The organism is Fusibacter ferrireducens (genome assembly GCF_015352425.1).
Taxonomy (GTDB): Bacteria; Bacillota; Clostridia; order Peptostreptococcales; family Acidaminobacteraceae; genus Fusibacter_A; species Fusibacter_A ferrireducens.
Genome location: NZ_JADKNH010000002.1, coordinates 63,511 through 76,472 on the forward strand (window position 1 = coordinate 63,511; position 12,962 = coordinate 76,472).

Annotated in this window: 14 protein-coding genes; 3 read left to right on the top strand and 11 right to left on the bottom strand. The window is 37.4% G+C overall.

Features of this window, described 5'->3' with window-relative positions; translation table 11 throughout:
* Positions 1–115: 115 nt before the first annotated feature.
* Both ISU02_RS03335 and ISU02_RS03340 read right to left on the bottom strand, forming a co-directional pair.
* Positions 116–493: a YolD-like family protein gene (locus ISU02_RS03335; protein WP_323985007.1), complete on the bottom strand. Its 378-nt coding sequence runs from the start codon at positions 491–493 to the stop codon at positions 116–118.
* A complete protein-coding gene (locus ISU02_RS03340) occupies positions 483–1,766 on the bottom strand; it encodes a Y-family DNA polymerase (RefSeq protein ID WP_194700374.1) in 1,284 nt (427 codons plus the stop codon). The genes ISU02_RS03335 and ISU02_RS03340 overlap by 11 nt, the downstream gene beginning before the upstream one ends.
* 323 nt (positions 1,767–2,089) lie before the next feature.
* On the opposite strand from ISU02_RS03340, the gene ISU02_RS03345 reads away from it, so the two are divergent.
* Positions 2,090–2,662, top strand: coding sequence for a TetR/AcrR family transcriptional regulator C-terminal domain-containing protein (locus ISU02_RS03345; protein ID WP_194700375.1), 573 nt, complete (start codon positions 2,090–2,092; stop codon positions 2,660–2,662).
* On the opposite strand, the gene ISU02_RS03350 is transcribed toward ISU02_RS03345, so the two are convergent.
* Complete coding sequence (locus tag ISU02_RS03350) at positions 2,652–3,725, bottom strand: hypothetical protein (protein WP_194700376.1); 1,074 nt, start codon at positions 3,723–3,725, stop codon at positions 2,652–2,654. The genes ISU02_RS03345 and ISU02_RS03350 overlap by 11 nt on opposite strands.
* A 64-nt stretch (positions 3,726–3,789) precedes the next feature.
* A complete protein-coding gene (locus ISU02_RS03355; RefSeq protein ID WP_194700377.1) occupies positions 3,790–3,954 on the bottom strand; it encodes a hypothetical protein in 165 nt (54 codons plus the stop codon).
* A gap of 133 nt (positions 3,955–4,087) precedes the next feature.
* Here ISU02_RS03355 and ISU02_RS03360 point away from each other — a divergent pair, with 133 nt between their 5' ends.
* A complete protein-coding gene (locus tag ISU02_RS03360; RefSeq protein ID WP_194700378.1) occupies positions 4,088–5,443 on the top strand; it encodes a radical SAM protein in 1,356 nt (451 codons plus the stop codon).
* Between the two features lie 79 nt (positions 5,444–5,522).
* On the opposite strand, the gene ISU02_RS03365 is transcribed toward ISU02_RS03360, so the two are convergent.
* The 3 genes from ISU02_RS03365 to ISU02_RS03375 all read right to left on the bottom strand — a co-directional run bounded on the left by ISU02_RS03365 (position 5,523) and on the right by ISU02_RS03375 (position 8,097).
* Positions 5,523–6,380, bottom strand: coding sequence for a DegV family protein (locus ISU02_RS03365; protein WP_194700379.1), 858 nt, complete (start codon positions 6,378–6,380; stop codon positions 5,523–5,525).
* Between the two features lie 262 nt (positions 6,381–6,642).
* Positions 6,643–7,212 carry a hypothetical protein gene (locus ISU02_RS03370; RefSeq protein WP_194700380.1) on the bottom strand — a complete coding sequence of 190 codons (570 nt, stop codon included), beginning with the start codon at positions 7,210–7,212 and terminating at the stop codon, positions 6,643–6,645.
* Positions 7,213–8,097 (bottom strand): hypothetical protein, encoded by an 885-nt coding sequence (locus ISU02_RS03375; RefSeq protein WP_194700381.1) that lies wholly within the window; start codon positions 8,095–8,097, stop codon positions 7,213–7,215. It lies immediately after the preceding gene.
* Positions 8,098–8,424: 327 nt separating this feature from the next.
* Between ISU02_RS03375 and ISU02_RS03380 the strand changes: the two genes are divergently transcribed.
* Positions 8,425–9,267 (top strand): hypothetical protein, encoded by an 843-nt coding sequence (locus ISU02_RS03380; RefSeq protein WP_194700382.1) that lies wholly within the window; start codon positions 8,425–8,427, stop codon positions 9,265–9,267.
* A gap of 89 nt (positions 9,268–9,356) precedes the next feature.
* Here ISU02_RS03380 and ISU02_RS03385 read toward each other — a convergent pair whose 3' ends face one another.
* The 4 genes from ISU02_RS03385 to ISU02_RS03400 all read right to left on the bottom strand — a co-directional run bounded on the left by ISU02_RS03385 (position 9,357) and on the right by ISU02_RS03400 (position 12,946).
* Positions 9,357–9,773, bottom strand: coding sequence for a hypothetical protein (locus ISU02_RS03385; protein WP_194700383.1), 417 nt, complete (start codon positions 9,771–9,773; stop codon positions 9,357–9,359).
* Between the two features lie 426 nt (positions 9,774–10,199).
* Entirely contained in the window at positions 10,200–10,793 is a 594-nt protein-coding gene (locus ISU02_RS03390) for a hypothetical protein (protein ID WP_194700384.1), read from the bottom strand.
* Between the two features lie 55 nt (positions 10,794–10,848).
* Complete coding sequence (locus ISU02_RS03395) at positions 10,849–12,075, bottom strand: acyltransferase family protein (protein WP_194700385.1); 1,227 nt, start codon at positions 12,073–12,075, stop codon at positions 10,849–10,851.
* The gene (locus ISU02_RS03400) at positions 12,065–12,946 is read right to left on the bottom strand and encodes an SDR family NAD(P)-dependent oxidoreductase (RefSeq protein WP_194700386.1); all 882 of its coding nucleotides are present in this window, start codon (positions 12,944–12,946) and stop codon (positions 12,065–12,067) included. The genes ISU02_RS03395 and ISU02_RS03400 overlap by 11 nt, the downstream gene beginning before the upstream one ends.
* Positions 12,947–12,962: the final 16 nt, after the last annotated feature.

A 12,962-nucleotide genomic window follows, 5' to 3' on the forward strand; every position in this document is an offset into this window, starting at 1 on the left:
TGCTTCTTCTTTGAATTAAAGTACTCTGCGAACTTTTCTACCTTTACGCTAATTGCATCCACCGCCTGCACATCCATCAGATCAATCCTATTTTTCTAGTTATCCCTTGTATTACTTAATCTACTTCACAGGTTCGATCATTCTCACAGGTCTGATCCTCCTCAGCCAACTCTAAATTTAAAATATCATCAAATTTTATGGTCCAATCCTCAATTTGCAGAGTGCGATAAATGAGATCCAATTGATCTACTTTTCCAGTTACTCGAACATAGGTGTCCATACAAAAGTATGTGACGGTTACGATTGAACCTTTCCGAACACAATTCATTTTTTCGTTTAATGCAGTTGCCTGCTCTTCGGATATGTTCACCTTGGATTCAGACACTTTTTCTTTATTTGCCAATGCTTCATTCAGACCCTTTAGAGCCGAAAATGGCATAAATTGTTTTGCTCTTTCAGGTATTGGCATTGGGAATTTAGGTCTACTCGCCACTTTTATGTCCTCCTATCTGCCTGTTGCGCTCTCTTGTGGTTGCAGCTTCCCTGAAGTTCATGCCCTTTAAAATTGAATTTTTCCCGTACTTCTTTTTAATGTCTAAAACGGCTTTTTGTACTCTATGATTGCGTTTGAGCCATTCATCTTCCACCGCATTATCAAAGAAACTCAATTGAGCTGCGCCATCATCGTTATCTGCCATGACATTATTAAAGGAGATATTGATTCTATGAACTGGCTTTTCAAGAGCCACAATACGCTCGTAGAGTTGTGTTACTGCTGGGAGAATAAGACAATCTGCACTGGTGGCTCTATTCAACTTCACAGTACCTCTGGAAGGCTCTGCCTTAATCGCATTGGCATAACCAACATATAGTGTCACTGAATCCGTGATCAAGCCTTTGTCAACGAGATCTAGACAGAGCAAATCTGCCATTTCACGAACAATCAATCGCCCTTCTTCAAAACTGTAATTCTTCATGAGCACTTGACCACTGGAAAGGCAATTGGTCTTGGGTTTATACGCCTTAATATCAGCAATTGTAACGGGTTCACGCCCCCAAGCGTGATCTATGAGCAATTCCGCATCAATGCCAAATAACTTGTAGAGGAAATCTTCGTCCATTTCGGCGATTTGTCCCATCGTTTTTATGCCATAGCGTTCAAGCGTTTTCGCGGTGCCTTTCCCTATGCGCCAAAAATCCGTAAGCGGCATGTGATCCCACAGTTTTTTCTGAAATGTCACTTCATCCAGTACGCCAATAAAGTCAGGTGCATGCTTTGCCGTAATATCAAGTGCGATTTTAGCAAGATATAAATTTGTACCAATGCCACATGTGGCGCGAACGCCGACTTCATGTAGTATCTCTTCCATGAGCATCAATGCCAGCTCTTTTGCATCCATATGATAAGTCGCAAGATACTCAGTAATATCCAAAAATGCCTCGTCAATGGAATAAATATGGATGTCATCTTTAGAAATATATCTCAAATAAATGCCGTAAATTTCCGCAGCATAATCAATATATTTTTGCATTCTCGGTGATGCAATGATATAATCTAGATTTTTGGGGATCTCAAATACACGGCATCTATTTTTAATCCCCAGAGCTTTCATGGACGGTGTAATCGCAAGGCAAATGGTCTTTTCAGATCGTTCAGGATCGGCAACAACTAGATTTGTAGTCATTGGGTCAAGACCACGCTCCACGCACTCCACAGACGCATAGAAAGATTTGAGGTCAATACAGATATAGGTGCGATTTGCCATGATCTACACACCCTTCCTTTTCATAATCTCATCATTCACAGCAATACTTTTGTTTTAATCTTATTATACCCGAATTTTATAAAAAGAACAAATGTTCTGTTTTTAAATAACAAAATTTATTTCATCTCCCGATGCCCAAACCCATTTTCGCATGAAATTCTGATCTCAGTCTTTATATAACTTAAAAATGGCCTGTTAAAGCCACTCGTGTTGTACATTATAATAAAATATATTATAATTAGGGCGAAAGCATCTAGACAATGTTGAGATTCCAACCCGCTTATTCAGTGTTGCTCGTCTGTCAGTGTAAGGAGATGTAATACGTGTCTGATTCAATCATCACCAAAAAAGCGTTAGCAATGTCCATGAAAACGTTAATGGAAAAAATGCCTTTTAATAAGATCAACGTCGGTCATATCTGCGATATGTGCGATCTGAATCGAAAAAGTTTCTATTACCATTTTAGGGATAAATACGATCTAGTCAATTGGATCTATTATACCGAATTTATTGAGACCATCCAAAATCAACTCTATGTAGACGGTTGGATTTTCTTAAATGATATTTGTAAATATTTTTATGAAAATCGGCCTTTTTATATCAACGCATTTGAGGTAAGTGGACAAAATTCTTTTCAAGACTACTTTAGAGAAGTCCTGCATCCCTTTGTCTTCAATTATTTAAAAGAAATATTGGCCTCTGATGAAAATGATGAAAATTTAGAATTTTTCAGTATTTTTTTTGCCGATGCTTTTATTGTTGCCATTGAAAGGTGGCTTAAAGAAACCCCATGTCTGCCACCAGATGATTTCACCAACTTGCTGAAGACTTCTGTAAGTGGCTTAGCAAAAAAAATCGTGTGTGATATGAATGATGACCATTCGATCACTCTATGATGACTGGGGAATCACTTTCAAATAACGAAGTCGATTCTCCTGATGCATGGATCGGCATATTATGCTCTAGAATTTCCTGTAGATTTCCCGCGAGTAAATTATTTTTTCCCCCCTCTAATTTCCCCATTGCAGTATAGACCTGCCCCTCCGAATTAAAGCCAATGGAATGACTCTCCTCAGAAATAATCCGATCAATAGAATTCATATCCATAGTGAACTCCATCAGAAAAATAGGATACCTCTGTTGCTCACGGACGCCTATCACATACTTTTCGACTTCTTTTTTAACCTCATGACTGCATGAAGTCTCATGGATTAAAAATGCAAAAGTACTGGATGTCCTTAGAGCATTTTTAATCCATGCGCCCGATATGATTTCCTCTAAATGCGCATCGTTATAAAAACTATGCACCGCATGCAAAAATCCATTTTGAGTCAAGTAATCTGTCGTCTGACTGCAATCCTTGGATTCAAATAATGTTGAGATCATAAAATTGTGATATTTATGGAGTGCTCCCATAGCTTGTGATTTTATAAAAGTGCCTTTCAAAAAGAGAATAAAGGCGCAATCTGGAAATTTTTCCAATAGATAAACAACTTCTTTTATCCTTTCTGTTGTGCAAAAAATGAGGTATACATACACCCCTAATTGCTCACCTTCCAAAATCACCCTTTCAATATCATATTGGGATATTCTATGAGTATCGGTCAGCGAAAAAGTAATCGACCAAGGGATATTAAAATGATATGTGGCTCTATTTTCTCTAATTTGTCTAACCCCCTTTGTACACCCATTATAACCGAGATTGATCCCAAAGGTTTTCAATGTCTCATGATTCACTTGAGCAATCGTATTTTTAGCGTGAAGATAATAAGGACTCTCATCATTTGCGAGCATTTTCTGCACCATTTCAAAAAATGACCTCTGAAACTGACCTTTTGAAAAATTTTGTCCCAGATCTACTAAGTTTCGAATACGCCGTTCTGCATCTATCTCCACATCAACAAACACTTTATCTATGGTTAGTTCAATGATTGTCCTTGTAATATCTTCCCTTTCCAAAAAATAACCCTCCTTGCGACATACCTTTTCTCGAATTCTGCCTTTTGTTATAATCTATCTACTTTTACAGCCTATCTTCTAATTTCTCATCTGCTTTTTTTATGCTTTCAAAGTATATCGCTTTTGCTCTGTTTAAAATAGGGACAATTTTACGTTCGTGTCCAAGAAGGTAACACTTCTCTCTAATTGTTACAATTTTACTCAGTTTGCCCTTTTTGTCCAATGACAATCATCTATCTCATTATTAAGATATTAATAGAATAAAATCAACTTCAGAAGCTTAAATTCAGAAGCTTAAATTCAGAAGCTTAAATTCAGACATTTGGAAATAAGCTTAAATACATCTTAGAAAGGATTTAAAAATGAATGACAAAACGCTAAAAGAACATGCTGAGTCTTTCGCTGGGAAAAAAGTGCTGGATTATCTTGGAGAAGATCCCGATAAAAATCTCCCAAAATTGATGGACTGGGTAGATCGATTTGATATGAACGATCTGTTTGTTTCACAGAGAAAAATATTTCGTAATATCTTAGATGAACCGGATGGGAACTGGTACCAATTGATAAAAAGTCTTTGGACAGATATCGATGTTGATGTCCGCAAAAAATTTTTCAATAACTTTATGATAAATACAGTTTTGATTGGATGCGGACGACAAGCAAAATCCAGAGAAAAGCATCAATGCAATATTCCATGGGCCATTTTAATGGACCCTACTTCTGCCTGTAATCTTTCATGTATCGGTTGTTGGGCCGCTGAATACGGCAATAAATCCAATATGAGCTATGAAACCTTAGACGATATCATAACTCAAGGTAAAAAATTAGGCACTTATATGTATATTTATTCAGGGGGAGAACCCCTTGTACGAAAAGATGATATTATAAAGCTTTGTGAAGTGCATTCCGATTGTGAATTCCTTGCTTTTACCAATGCGACACTCATTGACGAAGCTTTTGCGGATGAAATGCTCCGAGTAAAAAATTTTGTGCCTGCCATTAGTATTGAAGGCTTCGAAGCAGAAACCGATTTTAGAAGGGGTAAAGGTACCTATCAAAAAATTATTCAGGCCATGGCAATCTTGAAAGAGAAAAAATTGCCATTTGGTATTTCTTGCTGTTATACCAAAAAAAACGCAGAAATCATTGGCAGTGAAGAATACATGGATGATATGATTGAAAAAGGTGCAAAATTCGCTTGGTTTTTCACCTATATGCCAGTGGGCATGGATGCTGTTCCAGAGCTGATGGCATCTGCATCACAACGAGAATTTATGTATCATCAAATCCGAAAATTTAGAGAGACCAAACCCATTTTCACAATGGATTTTTGGAACGATGGTGAATATGTAAAAGGCTGTATCGCTGGTGGCAGAAACTACCTTCACATCAATGCAAATGGCGATATCGAACCCTGTGCCTTCATTCATTATTCAGATTCCAATATTTATCAGAAGACACTGCTGGAAGCCTACCAATCGCCTCTCTTTATGAAATATCGCCAACAACAACCTTTTAATGAAAATCACCTACGCCCTTGTCCACTACTGGATAATCCCGGTGAATTGACGCATATCATCGAATTTTCAAAAGCAAAGTCAACGGATCTCCAAAATCCTGAAAATGTCGTTGAATTATCGGCAAAATGTAAAAAAGCAGCTGAAAATTGGGCCCCAGTCGCAGAGCACCTCTGGCAAGTTTCTCACCCCGAACGATAACGTCAAAAGGCATGCTTCTGCATGCCCTCACACGTTTTCATATAACTCATAATCCGCTTACTTCATGCGCCTCTTTATTTTATGTAAAAGGCTTTTGCAAATCATAAGCAATTCCAATCGCACCCGGTCCCACATGAGTGCCAATAACTGGACCAATGTCTACTACTGGCACTTGAACACCAAGGGCACTTAGAAGGCGTTGAGCCAAAGCAAGGCCTTCTTCGTAGGCTTCAATATGATGTACAACAACGTTTTTAAAACCATATTTCGCCATGTCATCCAGCGCAATTTGCAATAGGGTTTCCACCGCTTTCTTCTTTGTGCGCACCTTCTGAAGTACCTCAGTACAACCCTCTTTTACAGTGAGAATCGGCAGAATTTGAAAAATATTTCCCACAATCGCCTGAGCGCCACCAATGCGACCACCCATTTTTAAGTAGTCCAAGGTTTCTGGCAGAAAAATAAACCGACTTTGATTGACATAGCTGCGCATGGCCTGAGCAACACTTTTCATAGGCATACCCTGAGCAGCCAACTCAGCACCATAGAGCACACAGAATCCCAATTGCATGCAATTGGTCCTAGAATCGACCAGTTCAATATGCGCGCTTGGATACTTCTCTAAAAGTTGTGTTTTAACCATACAAGCCGTCTGATAAGTGCCACTCATCTCTGAGGATAAAAATATACCGATGACCTCATCCCCTTCAGCTACAGCTTCTTCAAATGCCTTCATCATCACTCCCAGACTTGGTTGAGCTGACTTTGGAAAAGCCTTGCTTTGCGCCATGTGCGTATAAAATACTTTATTCTCCGTTTCAGTTTCTATAAATATCGTCTCATCAATTAAGACGCTTAAGGAAACTATATGTATCGGATAGTCTCCAATCAGCGCCTTGGGCAAATAAGCCGTGCTGTCTGTAATTAATTTGATCATGTTTGTTGCTCCCATCTTTAAGAAATCAATACTATGCGCTCTGTTTGTTATGTACTCTATTCCCATTTGTATTTCATCTGAACACCACTTGGTGATCCCGTATTGAACATAGAATTAAATGAACACAGTCTCTATTTTATCACTTATTGCTCTAGATGGTAATAACATTCTACAAATTAATCCTATTTCGAAATTTAACTTTTTAATAATATTTTAAAATTCAACTTTGAGCCTATAGCCGATCTTGATGAAAACTTAAAGCTCATTCATGGATTATTTCCTGCTCACTTTTATGTGTCTCTTTACTGAGAGCATTGAAAGTGATCAAAAGGTATAGCCTTGAAATCATAGCCGCAAAGACGCCTACATGCCCAATTGTTTCATGATTAAAGGTCAAACTTATTATGAACAGCACCATGGTTATCCCCATTAAAGCTAAATAAAGTCTATCCTTGTCCGTATACAAATCTGCAGTTTCTTCTTGATGGCTCATAGCAAAATACTGAATAGAGGCTTCAAGAATCTTATGAAAAACTACAAATTCTAGGCCCAATAAAAAGAGCGGATAAAAGAGTAACGGTAAAAGTGTCATAATAAGCTCTCCCCCTAAAAAGCGTAAAAGCTCACTTCCAAGGCTGACGACAACTAAGGTCATAGCGACTTTCTTAGACGTTATAGAGGTGCTTACATATCCTTTTTTTTCAAGCTCTGAAATGCCCGTTACTACAATAATCCACCCTATAAAAGCAGGTAGTATCGTCATCATGCCAATCTTTATGTTAAAAGTTGCAATAAAAATGCCCCAAAATATGCGCTTATAACCTGACGTCATTTAAATTGTCCTCCTTGCTCTAATATATCTATACAATTCTATGAAGCTATAGTTGTGATATATGCTATCTATATTATAGAATCTTTGAGTATACTGCACGCCATTATCATCCATGAAGATCACTTTAGGATGTAGATCAAACAAGGTATATTCACTGACAATATCCTCTGTAGAGTCCACCCTTGATGTCACCTCTAACGCACTGCCCTCCTGAAAGGTCATCCCCACCGAATCCTCAGGGGTTTTCGTGTTTATTTGCCACTGAACTCTATCTTTGAATTTTTCCATAGAAGCACTATCAACAGCTACTATGGTCAAATTTTCAAGAATTTTATATGCTGTCTTTCCAGAACCGTCAGACGAACTCGATGAAAGAACAGGTTCAAGCGGTATTGTGTCGAACCGTTCCGTGTAGAGCTGGATGGTGCCAATATCAACCACAATTTCACTTGCATCACTAAACAAAATTTTGGCCTTTTCCAAGACGACATCGTCCAACGCCCTTCCTCTGGGCCATTCCATCAGATTACAGGTCACGCTTCTCACACTGTATAGTCCATAAATATCACCTGGAACCTTAGGTGCTTTAAAATTCCAATTAAACGGATTGCGCGCTCTAAACTCTGTTGCCTGAATTATAATGTCAGGATACTTAGGAAACTCTATACCAATGACCACTCTATTGTCACGCGCATTGGTTATGTAATTCAGATTAAAGGAGATATCCTGATGGTTACTCTCATTGTCAAAAACCCTTTGGTCATAGTTGTGATAAAAAAACATAGGCTCATCTAATTGTAAATAAAACACTAGACCATAGCCCGCTATTATGAGTACTGCAATTAAAATTAAAATTGCCTTGAAAATTCTGTTGTTGATTGCCATAGACTCTCCCTCCGTAAAACATACACTACAATCTTTTTTCTAAATCTTTCAATTATACTTATGAGAATGCTCTTGTTTATTATAACATCACTTAAAATCACATACAACAATGTACGAACTTGGTAAATATTTGAATAGATAATTCTACTGAAGATGACGCCAATTTATTTTTTTATGATTTCAAAAATGATATGATAGCCTTATAATGAGCGTTAAAAGTCCCATATGAATTTAATAAAGCACCTCCGACTAGAACCAATTCATATCATGCTGAAAAAGGATTCATATGATGAGAGAGATTGGATAAAAAGGAAGGTTGGATAGAAAATGAAGAAAAATCTAGGCATCATTTTACTTGTTCTTGCGACATTAGCACTCGTTTTATGGCAAAAGAACACCCATGAGGCACAATTTGCTTTACAAGAAGATAGGATCATCACACTAGAAGATGCGCTTTTAGAATTATCATTACAGAATGAAGCCATTGGTTTAGAGCTGAAAGCATTGGATACAAAATGTGGGCAATTAGAAGATCAATTACTCGTTTTGAAATACGATTTAATACATAATAATTTATCTCATTATTGGTCTCATGTATGGGATGCCATCTCCAAGAGTCAGGGGTCATTGACTGCCGAACAAATTGAAGAGATTAACTTTTTATTGCAACCGGTCTTTTCATATAATGATCAATTTGAGATCAATCCTTTAAGTTGCTTTTTTACTTCTTATTACGAAGACATCCGAGATATTGATCTTTCAGAATTTTTAAGATACTTTCCAGATGGCGAAAGCCTTAAAACGCTTTCAGAGTTTGAAGCATTAAAAAAACATGAACACTGGCCTTTTGAATATGCGGACAGTTTGGAAAATCTGCCTGTTCCAATTCATCGATACACGCATGAGCAAGTTCAAGATGTATTTACCACCTATGCGGATATTCATTTGGAATCCTTAACTGGCGTCGGATTTGATGAGATCATCTATTTGGATGCTACAGAGGCCTATTATAATTTCACAAGTGATTTTGCACCCGGTTTCTTTAATTGTAAAAAGGGCGTGGTTGAGGATGGCATCATAAAATTATATGGCACTTCACGGAACGAAGCTGTATTGACAATTATAAAAGCGGGTGAAAAGTATGTTATAAAATCATTGTACCCAGAGTAAATCAAAAAATAACCCTGCCTTCATTACAAAGACAGGGCTTAATCTACAGGTTCACTTTTTCTTTTAAAGGTTCATTACCCACAAGCATTCTAGGATTTCTTTTGATCATTCGAATGAATTGCATCGTCCTCTTTTGATTCATCTTTATTTTCTAACTTGTCCTCATCCTTTTCAAGGGCACGATCTACTTTGTAAATCAAGTTATCCCATTCCTTCTTGGTAAAAGCGTTACTTCCAATTTGATAAGTGGGTTCCGTATCCCCATTTTCCAATTTATCTTTCAATTCGAATATTTTACCTTGAATAATATTTAACATATCTGCACGTGTTAACGTGCCTGCCTCTGAACGCGAAAAACGATCCACCTGCTCTTTCTTTTCAAGCGATGTCGTCACTTGTGTCAACGTTTCGGAAAAATCTGGTCCTGAAATAGACTGCTCTGCATTTATATCACCGCTATTTGGATGAGGCCTTGTTGTATTCTGCACTCTAATTGATGGTATCATTGTTCATCCCCCTTTACAAGTATGCTCTACTTTACAAGTGTGCTCTGCAATAATTCAGTTATTTTATGTAGTGCCCTATGGCTCATTCTATACATTTTAAAATATACCCTATCACACGGATTATCACAGCCCATATATGTATTATCGTAATCTATCGCGCAAATATAAAGTCTCGTGCTCAACTTTTTTCCATCTTTTTTCATAAAGTATCTCTTGAATATCTTCGCTGACGATTTTTCCGATTGTTGTCTCATAGAGAATCTCTCGGCTCAAATCTTGTTGTTTTAATTAAAAAGGGCATCCAAATTTTCTTTTGAACACCCTTTTATTTTGATTTCATAAACAATCAAATAGAAGCCTTCTATTAACCATTTAAATCTAATTTTATAAAAGCCATTCACCCTCTTAAAGTGTCTAAATCTTATCTCAGGACTTTAAATATCTCTTCTTATACCACCAAACAATGGCCACGATACATATGCCCAAGCCTAGAATTGCAGGCACAATGACCTTAGCCCCTGATGCACCGCCTTCAGCAACACTCCAAATTATTTTGCCAACCGCTATGCCTATGAGTACCCCTACTCCGGCTTTTATGTTGCGCTGCCATAGTCCCCGTATTAGTAATCCCATGGATATGGGGACTATACTGGTAACCAACATCTTTGTGATGGTCCAGTTTTGAGTTAAATAGACTCTTTCCATTGCTAAGAAATCTGCCACTTTAGGGTCGATTTCAACTGGCTTTGGAAACCAAAACATGCTGATGAACATTAGAAAAATGGTGGCACTTATACCAGTTGCATTTCTCTTAAAAGCAAAATAACAAATCGGAATCATAAAAATAGGTCGTATATACCAACTTAATATATTTTGATGTCTTGAGAAAGCCCATTCAAAGAAAACATGATCCGTTCCCATCAACACTATAAATGCCAAGGATAAAATTGCAAACAAAATAGCTACATTTCTATCAAAGTGTTTCATTACTCTATTTTCATTTTCATTCATTGTACTCATTTTGAACCTCTTTCTTTTATTAATCACACATGAAATTGAAATGTCTCAACGCCACTTACAAAAAAATCAACAACAATACCATCAATAGCGTCACAAGGATAAGCATTTTATCGTATTTAGAGCTATAAGACACAATCCCCACCACAGGTATTTTTTTAAACCCAATGATGAGCCCCAAAGAGATCATGAGAGTCGAAGCTGTTACAACAACGCCTTTTACAAGACCTGGTAGCTCAACAAAAGTCAAAGCATATTGCAAGCCTGTGGCAACTGCATAATGGATAACATAGATGCCCATGGCTTCTTTTGCCAACACATTCAGGATTCTATGTTCACCTTTGCTATATAGGGTAAATAAACTCATAAAACCGTATAGCGCAAATAGACTTATGAGGACAATCATGCTCTGATCCACCACTACAATCACGTCTTTTAACGCACTATCTTCCATGATTTCACGTATAATGTGAATGCCTAAATTCATAACAGTTGCCACAAGTGATAATGCAAGCCAAAGCCAACCTTTTTTTTGAAATTTTTCTTGAAATAAAAAGCACTTTTGAATGCCATAAGCACCAATAACATTGCCCGCGACAAAGTATAAAAAATAGATTAGGATACGTGAAACCTGCATATTAAAAGGTTTAATAATTGTCACAAATCCACCAGCTTCAAAGTTTTGAATGGGCAAAAAAGCTACAAGACTCAATAGAATCATCACCCATGTAAAATAACCCGAATTGGTCAAATATTTTTCCAGATGACGCTGGCTGAAGCGCTTTGGAATTTGATGATACACAACGAGCATCCCCGAAAAGAGGAACAGTACCCATAGAAACCAAAGGTGATTGGCTTCAATCTTGCCAAAATTTGAAATTAGAAATTGAAAGTATGCAGTGATTGAAAAGGATTCCCCGTTCTTATTTAACAGACTAAAATAGTGGGCAATGGGATTAATCCATAACGTACCAAAAGCAAACGGCAAGAGCAGTCGTATTGAACGTTCTTTGAGAAAAGTTTTATCACCCTTTTTCAACACGGACTTATAAGCAAATAATCCCGATATAAAGAAAAAAGCAAACATAAAAAATGAGTCGTTGTATAATGCAATCAGATCAAAACCAAGAAAAGTGTCCTCATCGGTGATTAAAACACCCGATCCCGTTGTGCCGTATGCCAGCGTCGCATGATGCCAAACAACAAGAAGCATCAAGAAAACTCTAAAATAGTCAATACCCCTATTTCGATTGCCCCTGACTGCATTCGAGCCGTTATTTAACACCCCTTATCCCCCTCTCTACGTAACGGAAAGTCATTTTCATGACTTTATGGATCTCTTCTGGATCACAAGTGTACTTTCCAGACGAGATCATTTGATTGTGTTCGTCAAAATATTTTCCAGTGATGCCTTTGGACGACGGATTTGTCGCAAGGCGTGTATAGGTTTCAGCCATTTTTTCTGGTTCAATGGATTTCTTGCTCTTTAGTTTATAGGCAAACCTTTGGATCTTTGAAATATTGGGATGTCTGTTTAAATCCACTTTTACCGCCGTTACACGAATAGAATTGACCGTGATTTGCTTATCTTTAAGTTGATTGGATAGCCAATAAGTAAACATGATTTGAGCCAGTTTGGATTGATAATACGCCTTTGTTACCGAAAATTTTCTATTTCTAAATTCTGGATCATCTAAATTTACTCTTAATCCTGGCATGGCCAATAGCCCTTTTGAAGCGATTGTAATAATTCGACCCTCATCACTTTTTTCAATCAAATCTTGAAGTAACTTAGTCAAATAGACAGGGCCTATGTGATTGGTCATCCACACCGTTTCATAACCTTCTGATGTGTAAATCGCCTCTTTTTGAGAAATATCAAATACAGCAGCATTGTGAATGAGGACGTCTATATGGTCAAAGTGCTCGTGCAAATAAGTTGAACAAGCCTTCACAGACGCAAATAAACTCATATCGACGATTGCTAAACTAATCTTCTCCGACTGGCTCTTTTCTTTGATGTATTTTATGGCTTCATTTCCTCTTGATATATTTCGACATCCAATAATAACGTGATATCCTTTTTTCGCAATTTGTATAGCCGCTTCACGTCCAATACCTGCATTAGCACCTGTTATAAAGCATATTTTTTTCATATAATCACCTCGATAA

Bases quoted from the DNA above. Each gene is read 5' to 3' on its own strand.
- ISU02_RS03375 (WP_194700381.1), bottom strand. From the start codon at position 8,097: ATGGCAATCAACAACAGAATTTTCAAGGCAATTTTAATTTTAATTGCA.
- ISU02_RS03370 (WP_194700380.1), bottom strand. From the start codon at position 7,212: ATGACGTCAGGTTATAAGCGCATATTTTGGGGCATTTTTATTGCAACT.
- ISU02_RS03390 (WP_194700384.1), bottom strand. From the start codon at position 10,793: ATGAGTACAATGAATGAAAATGAAAATAGAGTAATGAAACACTTTGAT.
- ISU02_RS03385 (WP_194700383.1), bottom strand. From the start codon at position 9,773: ATGATACCATCAATTAGAGTGCAGAATACAACAAGGCCTCATCCAAAT.
- ISU02_RS03365 (WP_194700379.1), bottom strand. From the start codon at position 6,380: ATGATCAAATTAATTACAGACAGCACGGCTTATTTGCCCAAGGCGCTG.
- ISU02_RS03360 (WP_194700378.1), top strand. From the start codon at position 4,088: ATGAATGACAAAACGCTAAAAGAACATGCTGAGTCTTTCGCTGGGAAA.
- ISU02_RS03400 (WP_194700386.1), bottom strand. From the start codon at position 12,946: ATGAAAAAAATATGCTTTATAACAGGTGCTAATGCAGGTATTGGACGT.
- ISU02_RS03380 (WP_194700382.1), top strand. From the start codon at position 8,425: ATGAAGAAAAATCTAGGCATCATTTTACTTGTTCTTGCGACATTAGCA.
- ISU02_RS03340 (WP_194700374.1), bottom strand. From the start codon at position 1,766: ATGGCAAATCGCACCTATATCTGTATTGACCTCAAATCTTTCTATGCG.